This window comes from Bacillus sp. B4EP4a, assembly GCF_006680105.1.
Classification (GTDB): domain Bacteria; phylum Bacillota; class Bacilli; order Bacillales; family DSM-1321; genus Peribacillus; species Peribacillus simplex_E.
The window spans coordinates 68,544-94,048 of record NZ_VHIK01000033.1; the positions used below are offsets into that span (position 1 = coordinate 68,544).

General features: G+C 39.3%; 23 protein-coding genes and 1 pseudogene. 18 read left to right on the forward strand and 6 right to left on the reverse strand.

Annotated features, from left to right (window positions below; all coding sequences use genetic code 11):
* Positions 1 to 14 precede the first annotated feature (14 nt).
* From FNK51_RS17195 to FNK51_RS17205, 4 genes are all read left to right on the forward strand, one after another.
* Positions 15 to 1,079, forward strand: coding sequence for an ABC transporter ATP-binding protein (locus tag FNK51_RS17195; RefSeq protein WP_098373432.1), 1,065 nt, complete (start codon positions 15 to 17; stop codon positions 1,077 to 1,079).
* A 16-nt stretch (positions 1,080 to 1,095) separates the two neighbouring features.
* Positions 1,096 to 2,811: an adenine deaminase C-terminal domain-containing protein gene (locus FNK51_RS17200; protein ID WP_141994096.1), complete on the forward strand. Its 1,716-nt coding sequence runs from the start codon at positions 1,096 to 1,098 to the stop codon at positions 2,809 to 2,811.
* A 224-nt stretch (positions 2,812 to 3,035) separates the two neighbouring features.
* Entirely contained in the window at positions 3,036 to 3,188 is a 153-nt protein-coding gene (locus FNK51_RS26645; RefSeq protein WP_155726505.1) for a hypothetical protein, read from the forward strand.
* Between the two features lie 695 nt (positions 3,189 to 3,883).
* Positions 3,884 to 5,788: an endonuclease MutS2 gene (locus FNK51_RS17205; RefSeq protein ID WP_141994097.1), complete on the forward strand. Its 1,905-nt coding sequence runs from the start codon at positions 3,884 to 3,886 to the stop codon at positions 5,786 to 5,788.
* Positions 5,789 to 6,372: 584 nt separating this feature from the next.
* On the opposite strand, the gene FNK51_RS27270 is transcribed toward FNK51_RS17205, so the two are convergent.
* Entirely contained in the window at positions 6,373 to 7,179 is an 807-nt protein-coding gene (locus FNK51_RS27270; RefSeq protein WP_225989170.1) for a hypothetical protein, read from the reverse strand.
* Positions 7,180 to 7,391: 212 nt separating this feature from the next.
* On the opposite strand from FNK51_RS27270, the pseudogene FNK51_RS17215 reads away from it, so the two are divergent.
* From FNK51_RS17215 to FNK51_RS17230, 4 genes and pseudogenes are all read left to right on the forward strand, one after another.
* Positions 7,392 to 7,610: pseudogene (locus FNK51_RS17215) on the forward strand (endonuclease MutS2); the annotation flags it as partial.
* 254 nt (positions 7,611 to 7,864) lie between these two features.
* Positions 7,865 to 8,278, forward strand: a complete 414-nt coding sequence (locus FNK51_RS17220) for an Rrf2 family transcriptional regulator (RefSeq protein ID WP_141994099.1) — start codon at positions 7,865 to 7,867, stop codon at positions 8,276 to 8,278.
* Between the two features lie 66 nt (positions 8,279 to 8,344).
* Positions 8,345 to 9,250, forward strand: coding sequence for an NAD(P)/FAD-dependent oxidoreductase (locus tag FNK51_RS17225; protein ID WP_141994100.1), 906 nt, complete (start codon positions 8,345 to 8,347; stop codon positions 9,248 to 9,250).
* A 284-nt stretch (positions 9,251 to 9,534) separates the two neighbouring features.
* The gene (locus FNK51_RS17230) at positions 9,535 to 10,167 is read left to right on the forward strand and encodes a class I SAM-dependent methyltransferase (protein ID WP_141994101.1); all 633 of its coding nucleotides are present in this window, start codon (positions 9,535 to 9,537) and stop codon (positions 10,165 to 10,167) included.
* Positions 10,168 to 10,438: 271 nt separating this feature from the next.
* On the opposite strand, the gene FNK51_RS26650 is transcribed toward FNK51_RS17230, so the two are convergent.
* Both FNK51_RS26650 and FNK51_RS17235 read right to left on the reverse strand, forming a co-directional pair.
* A complete protein-coding gene (locus tag FNK51_RS26650; protein ID WP_181762286.1) occupies positions 10,439 to 10,582 on the reverse strand; it encodes a hypothetical protein in 144 nt (47 codons plus the stop codon).
* A 36-nt stretch (positions 10,583 to 10,618) separates the two neighbouring features.
* Positions 10,619 to 11,584 (reverse strand): DMT family transporter, encoded by a 966-nt coding sequence (locus FNK51_RS17235; RefSeq protein WP_141994102.1) that lies wholly within the window; start codon positions 11,582 to 11,584, stop codon positions 10,619 to 10,621.
* 133 nt (positions 11,585 to 11,717) lie between these two features.
* Between FNK51_RS17235 and FNK51_RS17240 the strand changes: the two genes are divergently transcribed.
* From FNK51_RS17240 to FNK51_RS17255, 5 genes are all read left to right on the forward strand, one after another.
* The gene (locus FNK51_RS17240) at positions 11,718 to 12,614 is read left to right on the forward strand and encodes a LysR family transcriptional regulator (protein ID WP_141994103.1); all 897 of its coding nucleotides are present in this window, start codon (positions 11,718 to 11,720) and stop codon (positions 12,612 to 12,614) included.
* Between the two features lie 551 nt (positions 12,615 to 13,165).
* Positions 13,166 to 13,342: a hypothetical protein gene (locus FNK51_RS26655; RefSeq protein ID WP_179086174.1), complete on the forward strand. Its 177-nt coding sequence runs from the start codon at positions 13,166 to 13,168 to the stop codon at positions 13,340 to 13,342.
* Between the two features lie 784 nt (positions 13,343 to 14,126).
* Positions 14,127 to 14,831, forward strand: coding sequence for a hypothetical protein (locus FNK51_RS17245; protein ID WP_141994104.1), 705 nt, complete (start codon positions 14,127 to 14,129; stop codon positions 14,829 to 14,831).
* A gap of 195 nt (positions 14,832 to 15,026) precedes the next feature.
* Positions 15,027 to 15,893 (forward strand): RNA polymerase sigma-70 factor, encoded by an 867-nt coding sequence (locus FNK51_RS17250; protein ID WP_141994105.1) that lies wholly within the window; start codon positions 15,027 to 15,029, stop codon positions 15,891 to 15,893.
* Positions 15,894 to 16,001: 108 nt separating this feature from the next.
* A complete protein-coding gene (locus FNK51_RS17255; RefSeq protein ID WP_141994106.1) occupies positions 16,002 to 16,463 on the forward strand; it encodes a carboxymuconolactone decarboxylase family protein in 462 nt (153 codons plus the stop codon).
* Positions 16,464 to 16,671: 208 nt separating this feature from the next.
* Here the strand turns inward: FNK51_RS17255 and FNK51_RS17260 are convergent, their stop codons facing one another.
* The 3 genes from FNK51_RS17260 to FNK51_RS17270 form a co-directional block, all read right to left on the reverse strand.
* Entirely contained in the window at positions 16,672 to 16,899 is a 228-nt protein-coding gene (locus FNK51_RS17260) for a hypothetical protein (RefSeq protein ID WP_141994107.1), read from the reverse strand.
* The gene (locus FNK51_RS17265) at positions 16,899 to 17,219 is read right to left on the reverse strand and encodes a YbjQ family protein (protein ID WP_098373447.1); all 321 of its coding nucleotides are present in this window, start codon (positions 17,217 to 17,219) and stop codon (positions 16,899 to 16,901) included. Before FNK51_RS17265 ends, FNK51_RS17260 begins: the two co-directional genes overlap by 1 nt.
* A 391-nt stretch (positions 17,220 to 17,610) precedes the next feature.
* A complete protein-coding gene (locus FNK51_RS17270; RefSeq protein WP_181762287.1) occupies positions 17,611 to 18,309 on the reverse strand; it encodes a response regulator transcription factor in 699 nt (232 codons plus the stop codon).
* 658 nt (positions 18,310 to 18,967) lie between these two features.
* Between FNK51_RS17270 and FNK51_RS17275 the strand changes: the two genes are divergently transcribed.
* From FNK51_RS17275 to FNK51_RS17295, 5 genes are all read left to right on the forward strand, one after another.
* On the forward strand, positions 18,968 to 20,083 hold the full coding sequence (locus FNK51_RS17275) for a GerAB/ArcD/ProY family transporter (RefSeq protein ID WP_141994109.1): 1,116 nt from the start codon (positions 18,968 to 18,970) through the stop codon (positions 20,081 to 20,083).
* 332 nt (positions 20,084 to 20,415) lie between these two features.
* Positions 20,416 to 22,233 (forward strand): sensor histidine kinase, encoded by a 1,818-nt coding sequence (locus FNK51_RS17280; RefSeq protein ID WP_286178753.1) that lies wholly within the window; start codon positions 20,416 to 20,418, stop codon positions 22,231 to 22,233.
* Positions 22,205 to 22,951: a LytTR family transcriptional regulator DNA-binding domain-containing protein gene (locus FNK51_RS17285; RefSeq protein WP_141994110.1), complete on the forward strand. Its 747-nt coding sequence runs from the start codon at positions 22,205 to 22,207 to the stop codon at positions 22,949 to 22,951. The genes FNK51_RS17280 and FNK51_RS17285 overlap by 29 nt, the downstream gene beginning before the upstream one ends.
* 141 nt (positions 22,952 to 23,092) lie before the next feature.
* Positions 23,093 to 24,886, forward strand: coding sequence for a carbon starvation protein CstA (gene cstA, locus FNK51_RS17290; protein WP_141994111.1), 1,794 nt, complete (start codon positions 23,093 to 23,095; stop codon positions 24,884 to 24,886).
* Positions 24,887 to 25,049: 163 nt separating this feature from the next.
* Entirely contained in the window at positions 25,050 to 25,205 is a 156-nt protein-coding gene (locus tag FNK51_RS17295) for a DUF1540 domain-containing protein (protein ID WP_065310844.1), read from the forward strand.
* Positions 25,206 to 25,505: the final 300 nt, after the last annotated feature.

Genomic DNA, 25,505 nt, shown 5'->3' on the forward strand with positions numbered 1-25,505 from the left:
GGAGGTAATGATGGATGGCTTTATTCACTTTACAAGATATATCTGTAGCATATAACAAACAGAATATATTAAAAGATTTCAATCTTGAGATTGAAAAAGGGAAACTGGTATCCCTTCTTGGCCCGAGCGGCTGTGGGAAAACGACGACCCTGCGTTTAATTGCCGGGTTTTTACAGGCGAACGAAGGGAAGTTTTTATTCAAGGAAAAGGACTATACGAAAGTGCCCGTCAACAAGCGGAATTTTGGCTTTGTGTTCCAAAACTATGCATTATTTCCGCATTTGTCGATATTCGATAATATTGCATTTGGTCTTCGTCTGAGAAAGAATTCTAAAAGTGAAATTGAAAAAAAAGTAATGAATGTACTCGAAATCGTTAATTTAAAAGGGTTTGAAAAGAGATATCCCCAAGAGCTTTCCGGAGGGCAAAAGCAGCGGGTTGCGATTGCCAGGGCGCTGGTGATTGAACCGGACATCCTATTATTTGACGAGCCATTGAGCAATCTTGATGCCAACTTAAGGGTGAATATGAGGGTCGAGATTCGCCGTATCCAACAAGAGCTGGGGATTACAACGGTATATGTTTCCCATGACCAGGAAGAATGCTTTTCGATATCCGACCAGGTGGCGATCATGAATAAAGGGATCATCGAGCAGCTTAGTGATCCTGCGACCATTTACAAATATCCTGAAACCAAATTTGTCGCAGACTTCATCGGCTTCAAGAACTTCATTGACTTCGATAAGCGGACAGATCATCAAGGTAAAATTGAACTGAACAAATCCGGATACTCATTTGTGCTGCACAAGGATGCACAAATGACCAATACAACGGGAAAAATAGGCGCCATCAGGCCGGACGATCTGTTGATCAGGGAAAAAGATAACACTGGAGCTGTTCAGGAAAATAGTTTATCTGGCCGGGTTAAGGTAAGTACCTATCTGGGAAGAAGCTATCAATATGTCGTTGAAACTCCAATAGGGGATTTCACCGTGAACAAGGAAATGGCGGAATCCTATCGGACGGGTCAGGAAATCATCCTTGAAATTCCGAAAAACCAGATGGTGCTTGTTGACTAGCTTAGGAGGGTAAGTTATGCGAATGGATATGCTTGTAAGAGATATCAACGTGTTTAACAGCTATTTTAAAAGATTTATTAAAGGGAATGCAGCCATCAAGGATGGAAAGTTCTATTATATTGGAGACCGGGAATTGGATACCATCGATGTGGATCGAATCGTCGATGGGCAAGGGAAGTATATGGTTCCAGGCCTGATCGATATCCATCTCCACATTGAAAGTACGATGGTGACGCCTGCGACTTTTTCCTACGGGTTAATCAAGAATGGCGTGACGACGATCGTGCCGGAACCGCATGAAATGGCCAATGTTTTCGGAATTTCCGGTGTGAAGGAAATGATCAAAGCTAGTAAAGATTGCGTAGCGGATATGTTTTATGCCATCCCGAGTTCCGTTCCTGCCACATCGATGGAAACAACAGGCGGTTCTATCGAAATAGATGATATAGATGAATTGATGCAAACGGAGGACATTAAATGTCTCGGCGAGATCATGAATTACTATGAGGTCATAACCGACCCGGATTGCAAAACGAATAAGATTTTGTCCCATATCCGTTCCCGTTATCCAGATCTGATCATAGAGGGGCACGTTCCAAAGCTGCTCGACTTGGACTTGCAGAAGATTGTTTATGCCGGAGTGAATTCAGATCATACACACCAGACCGTGGAAGGGATGGATGCGAGGATCGCTGCCGGAATGTTCATTGAAATTCAAGAAAAATCAATGACTGAAGAAGTGATAGATTACTTGAAGGAAAATCAGGTGGATGAGCATTTCTGCTTTATCACCGATGATGTCATGACGGACTCTTTCCAAAATAGAGGACATCTGAATGTCCTTTTAAAGAAAGCCATTCAAATGGGGATGACTCCGGAAAAAGCCATTTATGCATGCACCTATACACCTGCACAACGGATGAGGATGTATGATCGGGGCGCCATTGCACCTGGAAAAACGGCAGATTTCCTGCTGCTATCGGACTTGGAAACATTTGAAATCGAACAAGTATACAAAAAAGGTGAGCTTGTTTATGAATCTTCACGGCCATATGTGCAAGAAGTGAAAGAAAGACAATTTCCTGGGCATTTCTATCAAAGTGTGAAGCTAGCCGAACTTACGGAAAACGATTTTACCATCACAATCCCGGATATGCTTGAACGCAGCAAGTGCCGGATCATAAACGTGCAGAATGGTTCTACTTTCACATCTGAAACCCATGATCGCCTAGATGGGAAGAATGGTCAATTATGCTGGGAAGAAAGCCCTTATGGCTTAATCGCCACATTCGAACGATATGGGAAAAACGGTAATCGGGCCCACGGGTTGATCACCGGCGATGTCTTGAAGCGTGGAGCGGTAGCCACAACCTATTCGCATGATAACCATAATCTTTTGGTGATTGGCCATAATAAGCAGGATATGATGATTGCCGCTAACGAAGTCATAAGGAAGCAAGGCGGAGTCTGCTGTGTTGAAGACGGCAAGGTCCTATCCATGATTACTCTTCCGGTAGGGGGAATCCTTTCCGAAGAGCCAATGGACATCGTATCAAGGCAGGTTCAGCACCTGACAGATGCACTTAAATCGTTAGGCTACGAACATTATAATGTCATCATGTCATTAAGCACCTTATCACTTCCTGTCAGCCCGGCCCTGAAAATAACCGACCATGGATTGATCAACGTGAATGAAGGGAAAACAGTCCCTCTCATAATGAGTGAAGCTTAAACCGCAAAGGGGATTATCCAATGGATAATCCCCTATTTTTAATGGCTAAACAGGCGTCAAATGTTAGCTGCACTTGTAAGAAGCACACTCTCTTATTGTATTTCATTTTCATATAATTACCATATTGGGAAAAATGTGATAAAATAGAGGGGCAACTGAGGATAGAGTGGTAGGTCACAGTTTTGCTTTTCCATCTAATGATTGATGGGGAAGGAGGTGGCCGCATGATTCATTTCTTATTGAACTTAATTACTGATATGGGTAAAGAGATATTTGTTGCTGTAGCAACCAGTCTTATCCTGTCTGTGTTCGCCAAGAAACGGAAAAAGAACCACTCATCCTCCCAAGATGGCAATGGTTCTTCTTCTGACGATTAATTAAGTTAGTTGTGACCAACCACTCTTGCTAGTTGTCAGCCTCATGTTAGCGCATGGGGCTGTTTTCAGTTTATGTTAATATAAGGATAACATACCCCCATTTTAAAGTAAATATTCAGACACTGAAATGGGAGTTACTTATCATTTAAAATCATGGGCTTGGCGCATTTTTGTTTTCTTAAATGGAGTGATCCATTGATCGACTCTTTTAATGAATTATACAACTTTGGAGAACGCAAAAAATGAATTGACTCTTTCTTACTGATATGGTATATTAATTCCAATCTAAGAAAAGGTGTGGTGTTTTATGTCGGGAGTAGGTATCAACTAATTTAGTTGAATAAGGTATTTAATCACTGATATGTCAGTGGATTAAGTATGCCTTTTTTCACAGTGCAATTCTGCATTGTGAATACCTACCTTAAGACTGCTTCCTTTTCCATAAATCGTGTAACATGCAGGTGTTACGGCGAAAAGCATGGTGGGATTTGTCCTATCATGCTTTTTTGTGTACGCAGGTCTATTCGAGCTGCCCAATTTGTTATCGATTTTAGGTACTTATCTATAGATAAGGCCGTGCCCGCAGGAGCTTTCTACTCAAATGGCTTGTTCATTTGTAAAGGTAGGGGGACCATTGCGGGCATTTTTTGGATTCGGGAATTTTAATCACTCACTCATTCAAGGAGGATCATTAGATGAATACAATGACTTATGAAAAATTACAATATATCCAACTCAAGGAAATGGTGAAAAACCATTGCGTAAGCGGTTTAGGAAAAGCGTTATTGGATCAGCTTAAGCCGAGCAGCACTTTGAAAGTCGTAAAAAATCGTTTGAACGAGACAACGGAGGCAAGGAACTTACTGAATGCGGAAAGCCATATACCCTTGAAAGGCATTTCACATATTGGACTCCATATCGACAAACTGGAAAAAGGAATGATCTTGGAGCCGTCAGAGTTAGTGGCGATAGCAGACTTCTTAAGAGGCTGCAGGAATATCAAGAAATTCATGACCGATAAGGAGTTCTTTGCACCAACACTGCATTCCTATGCCCGCTCCATGACTGAATTCAGGAGCACTGAAGAAGAAATCCAATTCACCATAAAAGGAAATGCTGTCGTTTCCGAAGCAAGCAGGGACCTGAAACGGATCAGGAACCAAATCATCAAGACAGAAAGCAAAATAGAGGAACGGCTGAATAAGTTCTTGAAGAGCGGAGCCAATAAAGAGTTCATTCAGGAATTTTTCATCAGTAAAAAGGATGATCGTTACACCATCCCGATCAAAGCCTCCTATAAAAATCAAGTGGCCGGAACGATCGTGGAAGTATCTGCAAAAGGGGCTACCGTGTTCATCGAACCTGCTTCGGTGACGAAATTGAATGTAGAATTGGCCAGTTTAAAAGCGGAGGAATCGATGGAAGAGTATCAACTTTTGGCCACATTATCCGGAACGGTCTTCGAACAGCTGAAACCGATCAAGATAAACATCGAGTTAATCAGTCAATATGACATGATCTTCGCAAAGGCCAAGTTCAGTAAAAGCATGGATGCCATCGAACCGAAAATCAATGATCATGGCTATATTCAATTAAAGGGCTGTAAACATCCCCTTTTGCCTCAGGACAGCGTACCTTTGGATTTTGAAATCGGTAAGGATTATCGCAGCTTGATTATTACAGGCCCTAATGCCGGGGGTAAAACAGTCGTCCTGAAAACGATCGGCATCCTTACATTGGCCGTCATGTCAGGGCTGCATGTTGCCGGGAAAGAAGGGACGGAGCTTGCCGTCTTCGATCAGGTTTTCGTCGATATCGGTGATAATCAAAGCATCGAAAATGCACTGAGCACGTTTTCATCGCATATGAAAAACATCTCGGAAATCATGGGGGAATTAACCAATAACTCCTTACTGCTGTTCGATGAAATCGGGAGCGGAACGGAACCGAATGAAGGAGCCGCATTGGCGATCGCCATCCTTGAGGAATTTTATCAGAGGGGCTGCATAACCGTTGCGACAACCCATTATGGTGAAATCAAGCGCTATTCGGAAATACACAGTGATTTCATGAATGCAGCCATGCAATTCAACAGTGAAACACTTGAGCCAAAATACAAGCTGTTGATCGGTCAATCCGGGGAAAGCAATGCCCTCTGGATAGCAAAAAAAATGAATGTTCGTGAAAAGGTTCAGCAAAAGGCAAAGCTCTATATCGACAATAAAGACTACGACTTGGAGCGTGTCCAGGAAAGTAAAATCAAAAAAGCGAAGCCAACGGCCATTCCTAAGGAAGCATCTTATGAATATGAAGTCGGTGACAAAGTGAAGGTAAGCGAACTGAATGGATATGCAATCGTTTATAAGAAAAAGGATTCATACAATAATGTCGTCGTTCTTTTCGAAGATACCTTCAAGGAGGTTCATGCCAATAGGCTCGAGCTTGAAATAAAGGCCATCGATTTATATCCTGAAGGCTATGATCTCAATACTTTATTTGTCAGCTATAAAGAAAGGAAATTGAACCATGACCTTGAAAGGGGATCAAAAAAAGCGCTAAAGAACGTAGCAGCGGATATCCGGAAGAAGCTTGGTGAATAAAAAGAGTTGGATTTTAAACGGGAAAAACCAAATCCTGATGATTTATGAAATTGTAATATAGCGGTTGTGATAACCGTGTTCCACCAAAAAAAGTTAGACATCGGCAGGGTATGAGTTCTGTTTTAACAGGGCTCATACCCTTTAATTTTGTCTTAATTTCTCGTGTGGAGAAAGAAGGATTAGGCTCTAGACGCAGATATAAAAGGTATTAAACAATCAAAAATTGTAAAGAGGGAATTTTAAAAGTAATCAAGTTTAATAGCTATTAAATTTTAAAAAAAATTCAAAAAACGAAGAAACAACAAAATCAATTAGAGATGAAAGATAAAATAAGAAAGGGGTACATACATCATCTGAAAAAGGTTGTTAGTATCACCTAGATATTTAGCTTCTTACATCTTTTGAATGTTCAAACATCTTTAAAATAAAAACTGAACTTAGAAAAAGTACTGGTATTCCTACAACAAAATAATAAATACCTTTGGGCATATACATATCAAAGAAATATAAAAATAATACTACCCAGAGAAATAGGACAATATATTTTTTTGATTTTTTCATTATTAATCAATCATCCTTTGAATTTAATAAAAATCTATCCAACCATTATTAGGCCTTTTATCTCTTTTATCAAGTTGTTTTGCTATCTGATTGCCAACATCTAAATAATTTAAAGCTATAGTTACACAAGCACCTGTAGCTAAAGCTAATTTTGGAGCTCCCCATGCCTTTAAACGACTAACCACAGTTTTTGTGAATAACTTTTCTGCTTCTTTTTTACCTTTTTTAATAATAAATGCTTGAATAGCCCCAACACCGCCGCCTATAGCAAAGCCAATTGCTCCATTAAATACAGCGCCAGCAAACTTTACACCAACTTTCACCTGTACAGCATGTGCCTTTTCAATGGCAAATGTTTTGTCAAAAATCTTTTTGGCAGAAACTTCTATTTCATCATCATTTTCATAAGTTGTTGTGTTAATTTCTTCAACTTGTTCTATTAACTCAGTTTGTGCCAATGAAAGATCATTATATGTTTCTGAATTTTCATCAAAAAAATCAACCATGGCATTAGCAAATAATTTTTCTTCTTCTTCATTTTCTAATCCAGCCAAGGCTACTTGTTCTTCTACAATTGAATCAAATAATTCTTTTTCTTCAGTAGTCATTTTATCAATGGATGGCATATTTGCAACTTCATCTTCTAGGTCAAAATCTTTAGATACGACATATTCATCTAAATCAACTTTAGTTGAAAATCCCTCCACTTTTTCTGTAGCTAAAACATTTTCAAGGATTGGTTCTTCGCTTGCAAAACTACTTATAGATGTTAGTGAACTGCACAATAACATTAAAACTGTCAGTATTGATACCTTCTTAAATAACGACATTTTACTCCCCCTTTAATAAATTAATTGACTCAAAAAATCTCAGAAATATATTTTAACGGAGCGTTCAGGGGTAAACTGCTAACATAACTGCCTAGAATAGTAGTCACAGTTTACTAATCCTTGTTTCCAAAATAAACGATTTTATTAGTCGGTGGGTTCCAAATATGACCAGTACAATTTCAGAAATGATACGGCCCTCCTTGTTTAGAGAGAGCAATGTCGTCGTTCTTTTCGAAGATACCTTCAAGGAGGTTCACGCCAATAGGCTCGAGCTGGAAATAAAGGCCGCCGATTTATATCCTGAAGGCTATGATCTCAATACTTTATTTGTCAGCTATAAAGAAAGGAAATTGAACCACGACCTTGAACGGGGATCAAAAAAAGCGCTAAAGAACGTAGCAGCGGATATCCGGAAGAAGCTTGGTGAATAAACTGATGTAAAAACCAACATCGGCAGGGTATGAGTTCTGTATGTACAGGGCTCATACCCTTATTTGCATTACTTTCTCGTGTGGATCGTAACCTGTTCTAAAAAGGAATACATAATGGGAACGTACTGTTGTTTAAACATGAGGATGATCAATCGTTAGGTGAGGTGAAAAAAGTTTGCGGTTTTTCGTAGCTTGAGTTACAATCAATTACGGATATTAAAAGTCTGTAATAGTTTTAATTATGAGGTGCATCAATGAAGTATTCAAAGGCAACCAATTATGCACTACATACAATGGTGCATTTAACGTTGGAACCAAAAGGTCAGACGGTAAGCGTGGATCAGCTGGCGTACATGCAGGATTTGTCCCCGACGTACTTGTCGAAGATTTTGACGAAGCTTGTGAAGGCTGGATTAATTGAATCAGTGCCAGGGGCAAAAGGCGGCTACAGTATTTCACGCCGCGCGCAGGACATTTCGTTTCTGGATGTTATTGAAGCGGTGGAGGGTCAGTCGGTGCTTTTCAACTGTGCGTTTGACCATGAAGAAAGCGAGTGTTTAATTGAGCGCGTGATGATCGAAGCGGAAGGCAACATGAAGAAAGAACTGGCTGGACGAACGATTCAAAGCATTGCGAAGCAGAGTCAGGAGACAAAAAAAGAAAAATAAATTTTTTTACACAGATTAAAGATATTAAGGGTCTTTAATAGATTTTATAAAGAAGGAGTGTTTCATGTGTTGGATTGTGTAATTATTGGCGGAGGGCCTGCAGGACTGAATGCCGCATTGGTCATGGGGCGTGCTGGACGGAAAACAATTTTGTTTGATGAGGATAAACCCCGTAACCGGGTGACGCAGGAGTCGCACGGATTTATCACACAGGATGGGGTAAAGCCGTCAGAGTTCAAGAAGCGGGCAAGAACGGATGTCCAAAAATATCCGTCCGTCTCCATTAAGGAGGAGCGGGTGGAGATTATTGAAAAAGCCAGTGGTGTGTTCCGAATTCAAACGAAAGGCGGAACGGATTACATGGCGAAAAAAGTGCTTCTCGCAACAGGTCTTCGGGATGTTTTGCCGGAGATTCCAGGCATACAGAATGTATACGGAACGAGTGTTTTCAGCTGTCCGTTTTGTGATGGCTGGGAAATGCGGGGCCAAGCATTGGCGGTGATTGCAGAAAATGAACGGGCTTTTCATATGGGAAAACTGCTGTCAAACTGGAGCGGTGATGTAATTGTGTTTACAAATGGCTATCAGGTGCTTGATGAGGAGAAGGATATCTTTGCTAGGCAGCACGTAACAGTCGTGGAAGAAAAGATTGAAAGTCTTAAATCGAAAGGAGGGAAGCTGACATCGATCCGGCTGCAAAACGGACAGGAAATCAAAAGGGAAGCAGGGATTGTGGTCACAGACTTGGTGCAGTCTGCTCCTTTTGCGGAACAGCTCGGCTGCGAGATCACTCCAAACGGCGGGATTAAAGTGGATTCATTTGGACGAACAACGGTTGAAGGAGTATTTGCATGCGGAGATACATCACTCAGCACGCCTTCTCAGCTGGTGATTGCGGCGGCGGAGGGCAATAAAGCGGCGGCTGGAGTCATCATGGATTTAGTTGAAGCTGCATTTCTTTTGGAGGCATAAAATCCTTGATTGCATAAGAGTATTTTTCAAAAGAAAAAGATCTTTTCGTAAAGATTGTTGTTTTTAAAACGAAACTATTTAAGGTTGATTGGAGCGGAAGTGCGAGACTCCTGCGGGAGCAGCGGGACAGGTGAGACCCCACAGGCGTTCACGCCGAGGAGGCTCACCGCCCGCCCCGCGGAAAGCGAGCAATGGAGGGGAAATCAACCACACCGCATTATTTGGTGAATAGCAACAAAGTATTCCAAAGAAAAAGAGCTAATATTTGTAAAGGAGATTGAGGTATGACAGAATTCTGGGAATCAAGTTTTATAGAAAATCAAATGATGTGGGGATTTGAACCTTCAGACTCCGCAATCTTGACAAAGGACTTTTTCCTTGAGAATAAAGTTAAGGATATTTTGATTCCTGGTATTGGATATGGCAGAAACGCAAAGGTTTTTATTGATAATGGAATAAATATAACAGGTATTGAGATTTCAAAAACAGCGATTGATTTGGCAAGGCAAAATGGGCTTAATATTAGTATTTTTCATGGTTCAGTAACCGATATGCCTTTTGATAACAAACTTTATGATGGTATATTTTGTTATGCACTTATTCACTTATTGAATAATCGTGAGAGAGGAAAGTTTATTAAAGATTGCTATAATCAGTTAAAGCCAAACGGTTATATGATTTTTACTACTATTTCAAAAGAAGCGCCGATGTTTGGAAAGGGCAAACAACTGGATAAAGACTATTTCGAGATAATGGAAGGGGTAAAAATGTTTTTTTATGATTCCGATTCGGTAAAACAAGAATTTGGAAAATATGGATTGATAGAATCTTCGGAAATTGTTGAGCCGCATAAGAATATGGAAAACAAACCTCCATTTAAATTTATAATGGTAAAATGTCAAAAAGAACTATCATAAAAAATCAAAAATAGTGAATTGTTAATTGATAAGGCTTATGAAGTGCTTACGCATTAGCCATAAAAAGGGCATGTTTTGATCAATCATTTTTCAACGCATGCTCTTTTCTATTTGCTCGCGGCCGCCGACAAAGCGAAGGTAAGCGAACTGTGGATATGCAATCGTTTATAAGAAAAAGGATTCATAGATGATGACGTCGTTCTGGTTAATCGTACAAAAAAAGCCTATCTAAATGACAGGCTTTTTTGCGTTGTATCGCCAAAAGTCTATTTTACTTAATTCTTTTACTTCTATTATGATATAGATTAATTAATTCTGCATTTTGCTCATTCATCTTTTTCACATTCTTATTAATCGTGGCCAATTCCCACAGTACAGCTAATCCAAAGATTATCATAAGCGTCAAGTAATCCATTGTTGTCCTCCCAATTGATGTTTTGTACCTTTATAATTAAGCGATTCTTTTTACTTTCCTTGGATTCAATTCTTCAACTTGGGAAGGCAAGTTTTTTCTTTGATAATAATTGTTTTGAATCAATGCATATATCACTAAAAAAGTTCCCAGTAATTCGAATGATGATAGTGATTTTCCTTGGATAAAAACGATGACCAACGTGGTTATTGGAACTAAATTGATGAATAGGATTCCATTGATCGGCGTTAAAAGTTTAATGCCTAAATTCCAGCTTAATAGGGCAATGGCACCGGGGAAAATAATCATGAAAATCATTTCGCCATAAATGGATTGCATAACCTCTGCTGTAGGCACGGACAGGCCCAGTACAGTTGCAAAGAATGTTATGATTCCTGATACAGATGTTCCTAAAATGCACGTTAAAGTCGAATAGCGGAGTGTTGACCATCCACTAAACTGGTTGCCGCCCATCGTATATATAACCCATCCTATAACCCCAATAAGAATGAAAAGGATAGGAATGATGCTGTCTTTCAATAAAAATAGGAATGATAAGTTTCCATTGGTAATGACAAGAATGGCCCCTATTAAGGCAAGGAGCATACTGGCGATGGTATATTTCATGGGTCTTGCATTTTTGAAAACCCACATTATCATAATTGAAATCATGGGCATTAATGATTCCATGATGGAAGCAACAATTACCCCGTTATGGCCCAGTAAGTCTTGACCTGCGAAAATGAGAAAGTTGTATACAGTGAACGCCATCGTTCCAAAAAACAATAATTTCTTTCCTTTCCCTTCCAGGCTAAAAGACTTCTTCCCCTCTTTAATTAAAAGCAATATCCCTAAAATTACGCTAACAGCTAAATATCGCAAAAAAGAGAAATAAAAAGGATCAATATACATTAAGGCCCTTTCTGCAACTGGAAACATCGCTCCCCAAGAAATGCTGGCTGTCAAACATAAAAGTGCACCGATAAAAACTTGATTTTTTTTCATAAAAGCTTCCCCTCAAAAATAATGATTGATTAAATTCCTATACACACCTTATGATAAAGTCATTATCATGTAAAATGACTTAAAATGAATATAATCATCATTATTAATGATAGTTGAGGAAGGGGGCACTTTTATGGAAATGCGGGATTTGCAAATATTCCAGTGTGTCGCTAAATATGGCAGCGTAAGTAAGGCGGCTGTTGAATTGAATTACGTCCAATCCAATGTAACGGCTAGGATTAAGCATTTAGAGCAGGAGTTACGGACGCCTTTATTCAATCGACATAAACGTGGCATGTCTTTAACTGCAGAGGCTAGAAAAATGCTTGAGTATGTAAACAAAATTTTGCTTGATGTGGAAGAACTCAAGCAAGTATTCCTGGATAGTGAAACACCTACAGGGATATTGAACATCGGTACAGTTGAAACGGTCAGCGATCTCCCCAAGATTCTTGCCTCTTATTATAAACAGTATCCAAATGTCGATTTATCCATAAAGGCGGGGATAACCGAGGATTTAATTAAAGATGTCATCGAACATAGGCTGGATGGCGCTTTTGTTACAGGACCGATTAAACATCCGCTCATTCAGCCATACGATGTGTGTACAGAACAACTTGTTTTAGTTACAAGAAATGAAACATTTAACCTTGAAGAAATTATAACAGAACCATTTTTAGTATTCAGTCAGGGTTGTGGCTATCGCTCTAAACTGGAACAATGGCTGAAAGAAGAAGAAGTGATGCCCAAAAGGATCATGGAGTTCAATGTATTGGAAACGATCTTAACCAGCGTGACACTCGGCCTTGGCATTACCCTCGTACCACAATCAGCGGTAAATCACCTTACAGCCACTGAAAAAGTGCACGTGCATGCAATTCCGGAAGAATACGGCAATATCTCGACTGTCTTCATTCACCGTAAAGATGCCTATATGACAAACTCCATGCGAAGCTTCTTACAAACCATTGAAGTTCATCATGACAACCGATTTAAGCAAAATCTTGGATACACTCCTGAGCTAATATGAAGGAAGGGGAGCAGCATATTCTTTACATAGAATGATGGAGGATCACTGAAACCGATTATTAGGCTGCGAAACTATTAGGGGCTTAAAGGAGTCTATTTCTTGTGTCGTTGATTTGTATGAATTTTTTACATCTTTTGAGTTACTAAAAATTTTAAAAATAAAGAGCGCACTAAAGACAATAATCCGTATCCCTATAATAAAATAAAAAAATATGGGGATACTGGGCCAGCGGTATAGCATAGCAGTGGTATTTATTATTGCTTCGGTTTCCTTATGTTTGGTTTACTAATCTTGTTACCTCTAGAAAGTATTTAACATTAACCATAGGTGAATCTAACGATAACTTGGAAAAGCATTTGTGAATTATTTAGACAAAAAGCCAACGATTTCGTTGGCTTTTTGTCTGTACGATCATTTCAATTATCATACATTCAAATTAGAGAAAAAAATACCCTTCTTAAACTAAACTGGTTGTTTAGTTTAAGAAAAATTGTATTACTTTTCATCAATTGGGAAAATATATAAATAATAACAAGAAGGAGGGAACAAAGATGGAAGTAAATATGAGTGTTGAAGAAGTCGTGAATCAAATTTCTGAATTAGTAAAAAAAGAAGGGAAGCCACCTCGAAAGAAAGAGGTAAAGAAGTCAGATCCGGAGTTAATGAAAAATGCATTGTATTATTTTCCTAGTTGGGATACTGCAGTAGAACAGAGCATTGGATCTTAACCATAAACGATACATAAACATTTATTTTTCAATTAGTATATTTAAGGCAAGGGAAGTTATGAAGGCCGCCAATTGGCGGCCTTTTGAACGTGCGATTCTTTACATTATCATGCATTCAAATTGGTTTTAAAAAGTACTCCTTATTCAAACTATCTATCGAGTAGTTTAGTTGAATAAAGATATGACGCATCGAAGGATTCCTTTTCCATCCCTAAATTTGAATTGCACAGTTACACCTTAAGGAATAAGTAATTTAGCTGTTGGTCGTGTGGAATCAAAAACATGTTCAACATCAAAAAATTGTTCTAATACATCGTTTTCAACAGTTAACGCCTCACGCATCCGTAAGCCATCGACATTAATACGGGCTTGCCGGAAATAATCTTCCCTAATTGAGACCTCAATTGTGTTCACTACCTTATTGGGCAATGCAAATGAAATCAACTAACTTTGCATATTTTGATTGTTCCTTTATCGGGCGCTTTTCCTGAACTGGAAAGCGTCGTCTTTGTTATAGAAAAAAGAGATATTAAATAATGCCTTATTGTGAAATGAGACTTATTAACTTAAGGGTAGTTTTTCCTTAAAATTAGTAAATGAATCAATTTCATAAAAGAAAAAATAAAGCCAAATGCACGATTTCTTATATTTTTTCTTTTCGGAAAGAGTGAAGTATCGATCATTTTTAAGTCTAGAGTCTGATACTTGCAAAGAAGCATAGAGTAACTTTTTTACAAATGGAGCCGTATAATAATTTGTTAAAACACATGAAAAGAGGGTTCCAATGAAAAAGATATTGTTGATTTTGGCAACCGTTTTTTTGGTAACAGGACTTAGTGCTTGTAAAGGAGTCCAGGAGGGAAATAAGGAATCTCCACCAATTTCAGAAAAGCCAAATGATAATCCTAAGCAAACCGACGGGCAAGATGAAGATCCTCCAGGTGAATCGGTCGATGATCCGACAAAAGATCGGCCAAATACGAAAACGGATATGATCATATTAGAAGGTATGGAAGAATCATTCCAATTCACGCTTCATCATAGTCAGGCATTGGGATTCTCAACCTACATCGTGGATGACATGGTTGTTGAAGAGGCTAGTTCTGGTGAAGGAGATGCAATGATTGTTTTTGCGAATTTTGCAGGCAAGAGAAATGAGGATGCCAAAGTTCAGATATTTTCCAAAAGTGAGGGTACGAATGCGACAATAGAAGAACAGGCAGAGTTTGCGAGGGAAGTTGTGATAAGCAACGACTTTGAGATTGAACAGCGATCTGATTATGCGCCTAACCGATTTGATTGGTCTGAGGTCGAATTTGACATTAGTCAGAAGGGCAGTAATTATTCAATATTGGGTACAGTGTCGGTTTTTCAACATGGCGACCGCGTTTACTATGCGATAGTTCAATACCCGGAAGATTATGAAGAAGGCTTCATACCGCGGGTTGTAAAAATGTTTGATGATATCGTATGGTATGAAGCACCTTGATAAATGAGTATCCGAAATTGGGAATAATTATCGATTTTGTCTACAGTCTGGGAGCAGCTCTTTGGCTGTTCTTTTTAAGTTGTAGATTGTCTGCTTTAAACCGGGTGAAGGAGGATAAATGATTGGTTTAGAGAATAGTTATGGAAAGGGTCATACAACTCAAAAAACGAATTCGATAGAAAATAGGTGAAGCAAGTGGAGTTGGATACATTATATAAGACATATCAACCTTTTCTTTTTTCCATCGCATACCGGATGCTTGGAACGGTTACCGACGCAGAAGATATCGTCCATGATTTATTCCTGCAGCTTAAGCTTGATACCGAACAAATTAAGGACATGAAAGCATATCTTGCGAAAATGACGACAAATCGCTGTCTGAACTTTTTAAATTCAGCCCGTAAGAGAAGAGAGGTTTACACAGGACCTTGGCTGCCTGAACCCCGTGTAAACGAAACAGGACAGCCTTTAGATAAGGTTGTAACGGATGAAACGGTTGCGTATGCCTTCCTCGTTTTGCTGGAACAGCTTTCACCTGTTGAAAGAGCGGTTTTCGTGCTTAGAGAAGCATTCGCTTACAGCTATGAAGATATTGCCGGAATGCTGGAAAAGAATGAAGTGAACTGCAGAAAGATCTACAGCCGGGCTAAGCGGAAATTACAGAATGATCTGCCAGTCCATCCGGAGGATACGAAACATGTCGATCTTTTGGCACAAAAATTCATAAAAGCATCTACGACAGGAAACTTTGAGGAGTTTTTGGATATCCTTACAGAAGATGTTGTCCTTGTTACTGACGGCGGAGGAAAAGTGCTTTCTGCATTAAATCCGATTGTAAACAAACAGCGCGTATTCTCCTTTCTTAAAGGAGTTACTGCTAAAGGAGGTTTCATAGGAGAACTTCTTCCGGTGATGGTCAATGGTCAGGAAGGAATTTTGCAAATGAAAGAAGGAAAGCCTGTCAAAGTCATCTGCTTTGAATTGGATTCAAAACAAAAAAATATTCGAAAAATCTTTATTGTTACCAATCCCGATAAATTAAATCATATTCCTGTTCCTTAATAGGGTAGACTGAGGGCTCATAACGGGCTCTCTTTTTTGTATGTCACAAATCAAACCCCTATTTTGTCTTATAAGTGGAACCAAAAAGATTTAATGGAGGAGATAGACATGGAACAACGCATTAACTACATGAAGACAAATCGGGAAGTGGTCAAATTAATGATGGAATTGGAGGAATACAAGAAAACAACGGGAATCGATAGCAAATTAATCGAATTGATTAAAATTCGCGCGTCTCAAATAAATGGCTGTGCGTACTGCTTGGATATGCATACAAAGGATGCCAGGGCAATGGGTGAAACGGAACAAAGAATCTACTGCTTGAGTGCTTGGCGTGAATCACCATTCTATTCTGAACCGGAAAGGGCAGCGCTGGAATTGACGGAAGCGGTCACGGCCATTTCTGCAAACGGTGTACCTGATGAACTGTATGAGCGGGTCCGCCTTCATTTTGATGAAAAACAATATATCGATCTCGTTACCATCATCATCACGATCAACGGCTGGAACAGATTGGCCATTTCAGCTAAAAGCATCCCCGGGCACTATAAGTCTGTAATGCAAAAATAACTTTGTTATTAAAATCCCTTGAAACCGAATCAAATGATACTTCATCATCATGTCCATTATTGTTTCGCAGAAGTTTGCTAAAAACTTAATGCTGAATTAATAGATGAATCCCTTTAAATCAACATTCATGGGTAAAAACTGAGATCAAATCGCTTAAATAAAAAACAATAAAAAGCCACGTTTCATACAAAAACGTGGCTTTTTATAATCATTTTTCTTTTTTATAAAAGCGTTCACCCGTATTAGGATTATAATACACCCTTGTTTTTTCTCCAGTCACAGGGTCTATATTTATTTCATCTGTCGATTGAAATCCATCAGGAACTTTTACACCGTGATTACGTTTAAACCGTTTATCATAGATAAAGTATCCAAGTAAAATGCATAAGATAACTATAACAATTTGTAATATATAGTACCCTATGATGAATTTCATTATATTGCCTCCACAATAACGGCAGTTCCATATGCAACAATTTCACTCATATTTTTACCGATTTCCCCAGAATCATATCTCATCATTACAATTGCGTTTGCTCCCATTTGATTGGCATTTTTAATCATTCGGTCCATAGCTTCCTTTCTTGAATCTTCAAGCATAGCTGTATATTGCTTGATTTCTCCGCCTACTAAGGATTTTAACCCTGCCATGATATCGCCGCCGATCCCTCTGCTTCTTACAATTAGTCCAAAGGCGGGTCCTTTTACTTCTACAATTTTGTAACCTTCAATTTTTTCTGTGGTAACTACCAACACATTAATCTCCTCCATCTATTTACTTTATTCTTTAAAAAATTTCTCTTGAAATTAACCTGAACTGAAATTCAGTCCATATTATTTTAATCTATGTGCTGTGCAGCCCTATTCTCCTTAAACAGAAGGCATATCATCAGCCATTGTGTTGCCTTCATTGAATAATGATTACCTTTTTATCAAGCACAAATATACTACCATTCCTTTAAATTTTAACATAATATAAGCTTTATCCTTTTTAACACCTAGCATATTTCGAGTAAACATAAAAAATCCCATTTCGCAGAAAAGAAATGGGATGAAATTTTGATTTAATTGTTATTTGTGTGTAGTTTCATGATGCAATTGGGGAACAATCAATACCATAGTGACTAAAAAAATCTGAATCTTCTTATCATAATTCCTCTAAATAGTCGTTTTTTATCTTTATTTCATTAAGAATGTCATACAATTTATTTTCATAGTACAAGCAGATTAATTGTGATCTGGAGGTTAAATCCAATTCTTCAAACAGTTTATTTATATAATTACGAACTGTAGAAACACTTATATGCAGATTGTCAGCTATTTCTTTATCTCTGAGACCTTGAGTTATATTCTTTATGATTCGCAATTCAACTGCATGTTGATCGTCCCTGGTAATTAAAGATGATGTGTCTGTTTTTATTATTTCTTCAATTAATAGTTTCTCTCGATGCACATGTAACTCGTAGGAAATTTGAATGGCCAGCATTTCAGAAATCATTTTGAAATTTTCACTATCATCCGTTGTGATTATACCTACATAACCTTGCAATTCCTTATTTTTAATTTCATGAATCGGGGAAGATATAACACTAAAATCCTTCCCGAAGATTTGATTTTTAGTTTTTACAGTAGTATTTTGCAATGAACTTAAAACAAATGCGTTATTTTCAACAGAATCATTAATAATCAATTTACTTAAATCTTTTTTTTCAAAATTACTCTTTGAGTATAAAACATTTAGCTCTTTATCAAAGATAAAAAAAATAGTCTCAAAATTGAATTTGAAATTCTTAATACTGTTCAATACTTTTTTACTGATATAAATGATTTGATTTTTCAATTCCATATTCATACCTCATACTTGTTCCTAAAATGAAATAACCTGCTTACTCTCCTCGTTTCACAATAAACTATTTTTTGAAATGGTGGGTTCCAAAAATGACGACTGCTGTTTCAGAAATGATACCGGGGTATGACTAACCTTTTCGGGTCCCCTAAAGATAATTTCGAAAGCGCAGTTAGGGCAATTCTATTAAATGTAAGAAGGGCATATTTTGATTAATCTTTTTTCAAAACATGCCCTTTATTTCATTACAAATTATTTTATTTAAATGGATATATTTGCATCCAAGGTGAAACCATAACCGTAACATTCATCTTACCTGCTATAGTTCTAACTGGCTGCGGGAACAGCAATTCGAGATTTGGAAGTGAATGTGACCGTTAAAGTAAAGATTATAACCTGAGGAGTAAAATCAATGTGGGCAATGATTGGAACAGTGTTTACTGGAGCTGTTATTTCATATTTCGAATTACCTCAACTTATTAAAAATAAATGCTGGAGGGAAATCTCCGTTTATATTCTATTGCTTTTAGTTGGCATGACTTTGAGTATTTTATTAATCAAAAATACTACCATTTCTAATCCCTTAGACTGGATAACAATATTTTATGATCCCTTCACATCTTTCATGGAACGGATTCTGTCTTAGGGGGGACTGATCATGCTCGAGAAAGGAAAAATTAGCTCCGGGGAATTTCTTATATTGGTCATCATATTTACGATAGGAGGTTCGATTCTTAATGTACCTGCTCTACTTGTCACGTTAGCAAAGCAGGATGCCTGGATTTCCTATATCATAACTACGCTCATCAGTTTGTGTTTTGTATTCTTATATAATAAATTAGCCTCTATTTATCCATCTAAAACTTACGTCGAAGTTAATGAAGAAATATTGGGGAAATGGGTTGGGAAAATCTCGGCACTGCTCTTTCTTTTTTATATTTTATACCTTTTGTCTGCTTTATTGTATGAAATAGGGAGTTTTTCCACGACACAAATTTTGGTTGGAACTCCTATCGAAATGATTATGGTTCTTTTTTTATTGACAAGCATAATCGGTGTACGCTTAGGATTAGAGGTCATCAGCCGAACTGCATCAATCTTTTTCCCTTGGATAGTTTTTATGCTTTTCATGTTATTTTTACTTCTTATCCCTGAGATCAAATTAGAACATATACAGCCTATTTACGACGACGGCATGAAACCAATTATTAAGGGCTCATATCACATTTTAGCGCTCCCGTATGTACAGCTCGTTTTCCTTTTAATGATCATGCCATTTGTAAATGAAAAGGATGAAATGAAAAAAAACTTTTATCGGGGAGCATTATTAGGAGGCATCGTTCTATTCTTGGTGATTATTTTCAGTATCCTCGTATTGGGTATTGATATAACAGCACTGCAAAACTATCCTTCTTATAGATTAGGAAAGAGGTTGAGTGTGGGTAATTTTTTGGAACGTATTGAAGTCATTGTAGCCGTCATTTGGATTCTTTCCGTGTATTTCAAGCTAACGATTTGTTATTATGGACTGTCTCTGGGGTTAGCTCAAGTACTTGGATTAAAAAATCACAAAATTCTTCACTTCCCATTAGCATTTATCATTCTTGCCTTCTCCATCATTTCACATCCAAATACAGTAAATAGTCGAAACTTTACTTTAAAAGCATGGACGCCATTTTCCTTAACCATTTGTTTTCTGCTCCCGGTGTTATTGTTAGTGATAGGAATATTGAAAAAAAAGCGTTCCATTTCAAAGGCGACCAAAGGATGGTAAAAAAAATTCAATTACTGCCTTTCATCCTCAACAAATGCAGGGGTGATTGGCTTTCATATGTCAGGACCTTCTATGATGAAAAACTTGTTAAATGTCTACCTGAGGATGTTGACACGTTTCTATATAAACTATTCAGTGATTTAAAAAGCCTTGGTATTTATAGGCTTTTTTTTGAATGATTATACGGGATTGAACCAACCACAGCAATCTAATGGTTCCCTATGCTATTTGAAGGCGTATATCCTAAATGTTAAATGGAGGTTCCATGTTCTTGGATTATTCGTGTTAATCGTAAAAACAAAATTCGACAAGGATTTCATGGCTGGTGTAAGATGAATGAAAAAGCCAGAAATGGGGTGAATGCTTTGGTTGATTTATTACCGTCGCTGTTTGAAAAAGTGGGAATCATCGTAATTGCCGCATTCCTGCTTTCCTATATGAAACCCTTTCGGCAAATGATAGGCCATGAACATGACATGTCAAAGAAAATCATGTTTATCGCACTTTTTGGGACGTTCGGCATCATTAGTAACTATACAGGGATCGAAATCGGGAATCATGCCATGCCAGAGGGGAATTGGCATGCTGAGATTGCTCCCGATAACGCGATTGCCAACACAAGGATTATGGGCGTGGCTATCGGCGGTTTGCTGGGAGGACCATTTGTTGGGTTGGGAGTAGGTTTGATTTCGGGGCTTCACCGTTATTTTCTCGGGGGTTTTACGGCGGGGGCTTGTGCGATCGCTGCGATTTTGGCTGGGGTTTTATCGGGTTTTTTGGGGAAAAGGCGGCGAAAGCACGGGACGATCACTCCTTGGTTTGCCCTTCCCATTTGCATGGCATTGGAAGCGATCCAAATGGGCATCATCCTGGTGACGGCCAAACCATTTGAAAGGGCGTGGGAGCTCGTACAAGTAATCGGACTGCCCATGATCATCATCAACGGGTTCGGGACTTTACTATTCATGCTCATCATTCAGTCGATCACGAGGGACGAAGCACGGACGCGGGCCGTACAAACCAATCTTGCGTTCCTGATTGCGGATCAGACTTTGCCCTTTTTCCGGCAAGGTCTGAATCAAACTTCATGCAAACGAATAGCCCAAATCATCTTGGGGCTGACTGAAGCCGATGCCGTGGCCATTACCAATGAACATAGCGTACTTGCCCATGTGGGTGCTGCGTCCGATCACCATGTCCCTAAGGTTGGAATAGCGACAGGCTTAACGAAAAAAGCCCTTGAACAAGGGAAAATCATCGTGGCCAAAACAAAAAAGGACATTTATTGTTTTCATGATCAATGCCCATTGCAGGCGGCAGTGGTCCTGCCGTTGCAGGTCCAACAGAAAACGGTCGGGACTTTGAAGATGTATTTCAAGCATCCGGATAAATTAAGCCAAGTGGAACAAGAGTTAGCTGAAGGGTTGGCAAAACTATTTTCCACTCAATTGGAACTCGCTAAAGCGGAAATGCAAACGAAATTATTGAAGGATGCTGAAATTAAGGCCTTACAGGCACAGGTCCATCCTCATTTTTTATTTAATGCAATCAATACGATATCCGTTCTATGCCGGACGGATGTCGAGAAGGCAAGAAATTTATTGCAGGAGCTCAGTGCCTTCTTTCGTTCTAATTTACAAGGTGCCCGACAAATACTTGTGCCGCTGGAAAAGGAATTAGAGCATGTTAACGCTTATTTATCACTGGAGCAGGCGCGTTTTCCAGATAAATATCATATCAACTTTCGAATCGAACCAAGGCTTAAGGAAGTTCTCATCCCTCCATTCACATTACAGCCACTTGTTGAGAATGCGGTACACCATGCATTTCCACCTGTGAAAGGCAAAGGTGAAATCATCATTCACGCATACTTTAAAGACGATACGATGCGCATTGTTGTGGAAGATAACGGAAAAGGGATTTCAAGCGGGAGAATAGATGAATTGGGTAAGCATGCTGTAGAATCGACTAAGGGTACAGGAACGGCCCTTCATAATATCAGTGAACGGCTGGAAGGGATCTATAAAGAGCAGGCCAGCCTCTCGATCGCAAGTGAACCGGGGCACGGAACACAAGTGAAAATATCAATACCACTCAACGAAAAAGGAGCATATGTCAACGATGATGAAAGCATTTATCGTAGAGGATGAACCACTGGCAAGAGATGAATTGAAATATCTATTGAAGAGAAGCAGGCAAGTCGAAGTCGTGGGAGAGGCCGAGGGGATAGAAGATGCCATGAGGGATATCTCCCGACTTAAACCTGAACTTGTCTTTTTGGACATTGAGCTTGCAGAAGGCAATGGATTGCATTTGGCTAAGCAATTGGCGGAACTTGACCCTGCACCTTCACTCATTTTTGCGACCGCTTATGATGAGTTTGCCCTCCAAGCTTTCGAGTTATATGCATTTGATTATCTATTAAAGCCATTTAATGAAAAAAGGATTCGTCAAACATTGGATAAGCTCATGAAGCAGCGGCAAATCGGGAAAGACGAATCCAGGACAGCACCTCCGGCCAGCCGTACGGCGGTGGAACAGACAGGTAAATTGGCTGTATCGATAGATGATCGGATCGTTTTGATCGACCGGGATAATATTTTGTTCATAGGACTCGTGGAAGGAAAGACGATCATTAAAACCGAAGAAAATGAATATAAAATCGGTGAGCCCCTCATCGTGCTTGAAAGGAAGCTCGATAATCGCTCATTTTTACGGGTGCATCGCGGTTTTATCGTGAATGTCATCCATATATCTGAAATACAGCCTTGGTTCAACTCGACTTATAATCTCATTATGAGTGACGGATCAAACATTCCGGTAAGCCGCACATATGTGAAGGAGCTAAGGCAGCTTATCGGTTTTTAAAAATTTTCATAATTCTGCATTTTACCTTCTTCATATTGCAGTCCATCCCTCGATATCTGCATTATAACTTGAAAACCCATTGAAGCCGCTTTCATTGTGATATCATCATTTTACGATGTAAGAAATAGAGGGGGTTCAAATATGAATGCGGTTACAATTGTCATAGGCTCCATTTGTATATTAATGATTGCCTACCGTTTATACGGGACATTCATAGCACTCAAAGTATTAAAACTCGATGATTCCAAGCCGACTCCGGCCCATAAATTAGAAGATGGAAAAGATTATGTTCCAACAAATAAATGGGTGGCATTCGGCCACCATTTTGCAGCCATTGCAGCGGCCGGTCCTTTGGTGGGTCCGATCCTTGCTGCACAATTCGGCTATTTGCCAAGTTTATTATGGCTTTTAATCGGGGCTGTAATCGGGGGAGCCGTCCATGATGCCGTCGTGCTTTTCGCGTCGATGCGGAAAGACGGCAAATCCCTTTCGGAAGTTGCGAAAGAAGAACTTGGACCTGTAGCAGGCTTCTGTACAGGACTCGCGATGCTTTTTATCATTACGATCACGATGGCAGGACTTTCAATGGTCGTTCTGCATGCTTTGGAAAATAATCCATGGGGGACGTTTGCAGTCGGGATTACCATTCCCATCGCCATGGGTGTTGGGCTTTACCATAAAAAAACCGGCAATCTGAAAGGTGCGACCATCGTCGGGTTTGCGCTTATCATGGCCGCTATTTTACTTGGTCCGAACATTCAAGGAACGGCACTTGGTGACTTATTGACACTTGAGGCGAGCACACTTGCCATCATCTTGCCGATCTATGCTTTCTTCGCTGCCGCATTGCCTGTTTGGCTGCTGCTGGCACCTCGTGATTACTTGAGTACATTTATGAAAATCGGTGTTTTTGCCGCATTGATTATCGGCGTTTTCGTGGTGAATCCAGAAATCCAGTTTCCTGCGTTTACCGAATTCATTAATGGCGGGGGCCCGATTGTAGCCGGACCCGTTTGGCCATTCATTTCAATAACGATCGCTTGTGGGGCGATTTCAGGATTCCATGCATTTGTCGGCTCGGGCACAACTCCAAAAATGTTAAACCGTTGGAGTGATATCAAATCCGTCGGTTTCGGAGCGATGCTTGTGGAATGTGTCGTTGCCATCATGGCATTGATTGCTGCGGTTTCGCTGCAGCCAGGGGATTATTTTGCGATTAACTCTTCACCTGAAGTATTTCAAACATTGGGTATGGAAACCGTGCACCTTAACGAACTTAGTGAAGAAATCGGCATTAACCTGGAAGGACGGACAGGCGGGGCAGTTACCCTTGCTGTCGGAATGACCTATATTTTTACTGAAATTCCCTTCTTTGACAAACTAGCTTCATTTTTCTTCCAATTCGTCATCATGTTCGAGGCGGTGTTCATATTAACCGCAATCGATTCAGGGACACGTGTTGCCCGTTACTTAATCCAGGACTTCTTCGGGGAGTTCTATAAACCATTAAAAAGGGTAGACTGGCTGCCGGGTAACATCTTCGCCAGCGCGTTAGCCTGCTTTATATGGGGATACCTGCTTTACTCTGGGGACATTAGTTCGATCTGGGCACTCTTTGGCGTATCCAACCAGCTCATGGCCTCGATTGGACTCATCATCGGTGCGACCGTCGTAATGAAAATTGCAGACAAACGCTGGTATATGTGGACATGCCTCGTACCCCTTGCCTACTTATATGTAACGGTTAATGTAGCAGGGTACTGGATGGTCAGAAACGTTTACCTGAACCCGGACTCTGCAGGATTCAGCATCTTGAACGGAATATTATCGATCACCATGCTAATCCTGGGCTTGATCATCCTGGTTGCCGCCTTGAAAAAATGGCGGGAGCTTTGGAAAATCCCTCAAGCAGAACTACTGAAAAGATCAGCATGAGCATAAAAAATCCGGGCGGAAGCTGCCCGGATTTTTGTTCGCTGCGAATGTTAAAAAATGCCCTTAATTCCGTTTTCCTTAAAATTAGACACAAAAACCTGAAAAAGGAAAGTATCAATAACCCCAACTTTGTTAATGATAGCAAATGAGGAGGTGTGATAAGATGGCAAAAGATGTTCTATGTGAAGTAAATAATTGTAAATATTGGGATTCTGGAAACAAATGCAGTGCTGATGCTATTTATGTTGTAAGCCATAAAGGGAATCAAGCATCAAATAGCAAAGAAACGGATTGCAAAACATTTGATCCAGAAATTTAAATCATCGGGGGTAACCATCAACTGGTTACCCTTCTTTCTTTTTATTATTGATAATAAAAATCATTTTCATTCAGAATTCTAGAAATTCATTTTATTTTTCTTCCTGAAAAGGATATTTTGGCGATATATACGAAAGTTTGAGCGATAAATTTGCAAGTTTGATCGATAAATTCAAAAGTTTGGGCGATAAATTCAAGAGTTTGATCGATATATATGTGAGTTTAGGCGAAATCCATGTGAGATCGGGCGATAGTTCGCATATTACTCGTGAATTTAGCTGTTTTACTCGTGAGATTGAGC

Coding starts and splice junctions, on each gene's coding strand:
- FNK51_RS17195 (WP_098373432.1), top strand. CDS start 15: ATGGCTTTATTCACTTTACAAGATATATCTGTAGCATATAACAAACAG.
- FNK51_RS17200 (WP_141994096.1), top strand. CDS start 1,096: ATGCGAATGGATATGCTTGTAAGAGATATCAACGTGTTTAACAGCTAT.
- FNK51_RS26645 (WP_155726505.1), top strand. CDS start 3,036: ATGATTCATTTCTTATTGAACTTAATTACTGATATGGGTAAAGAGATA.
- FNK51_RS17205 (WP_141994097.1), top strand. CDS start 3,884: ATGAATACAATGACTTATGAAAAATTACAATATATCCAACTCAAGGAA.
- FNK51_RS27270 (WP_225989170.1), bottom strand. CDS start 7,179: ATGTCGTTATTTAAGAAGGTATCAATACTGACAGTTTTAATGTTATTG.
- FNK51_RS17220 (WP_141994099.1), top strand. CDS start 7,865: ATGAAGTATTCAAAGGCAACCAATTATGCACTACATACAATGGTGCAT.
- FNK51_RS17230 (WP_141994101.1), top strand. CDS start 9,535: ATGACAGAATTCTGGGAATCAAGTTTTATAGAAAATCAAATGATGTGG.
- FNK51_RS26650 (WP_181762286.1), bottom strand. CDS start 10,582: ATGGATTACTTGACGCTTATGATAATCTTTGGATTAGCTGTACTGTGG.
- FNK51_RS17235 (WP_141994102.1), bottom strand. CDS start 11,584: ATGAAAAAAAATCAAGTTTTTATCGGTGCACTTTTATGTTTGACAGCC.
- FNK51_RS17240 (WP_141994103.1), top strand. CDS start 11,718: ATGGAAATGCGGGATTTGCAAATATTCCAGTGTGTCGCTAAATATGGC.
- FNK51_RS26655 (WP_179086174.1), top strand. CDS start 13,166: ATGGAAGTAAATATGAGTGTTGAAGAAGTCGTGAATCAAATTTCTGAA.
- FNK51_RS17245 (WP_141994104.1), top strand. CDS start 14,127: ATGAAAAAGATATTGTTGATTTTGGCAACCGTTTTTTTGGTAACAGGA.
- FNK51_RS17255 (WP_141994106.1), top strand. CDS start 16,002: ATGGAACAACGCATTAACTACATGAAGACAAATCGGGAAGTGGTCAAA.
- FNK51_RS17260 (WP_141994107.1), bottom strand. CDS start 16,899: ATGAAATTCATCATAGGGTACTATATATTACAAATTGTTATAGTTATC.
- FNK51_RS17270 (WP_181762287.1), bottom strand. CDS start 18,309: ATGGAATTGAAAAATCAAATCATTTATATCAGTAAAAAAGTATTGAAC.
- FNK51_RS17275 (WP_141994109.1), top strand. CDS start 18,968: ATGCTCGAGAAAGGAAAAATTAGCTCCGGGGAATTTCTTATATTGGTC.
- FNK51_RS17280 (WP_286178753.1), top strand. CDS start 20,416: ATGAATGAAAAAGCCAGAAATGGGGTGAATGCTTTGGTTGATTTATTA.
- FNK51_RS17285 (WP_141994110.1), top strand. CDS start 22,205: ATGATGAAAGCATTTATCGTAGAGGATGAACCACTGGCAAGAGATGAA.
- cstA (WP_141994111.1), top strand. CDS start 23,093: ATGAATGCGGTTACAATTGTCATAGGCTCCATTTGTATATTAATGATT.
- FNK51_RS17295 (WP_065310844.1), top strand. CDS start 25,050: ATGGCAAAAGATGTTCTATGTGAAGTAAATAATTGTAAATATTGGGAT.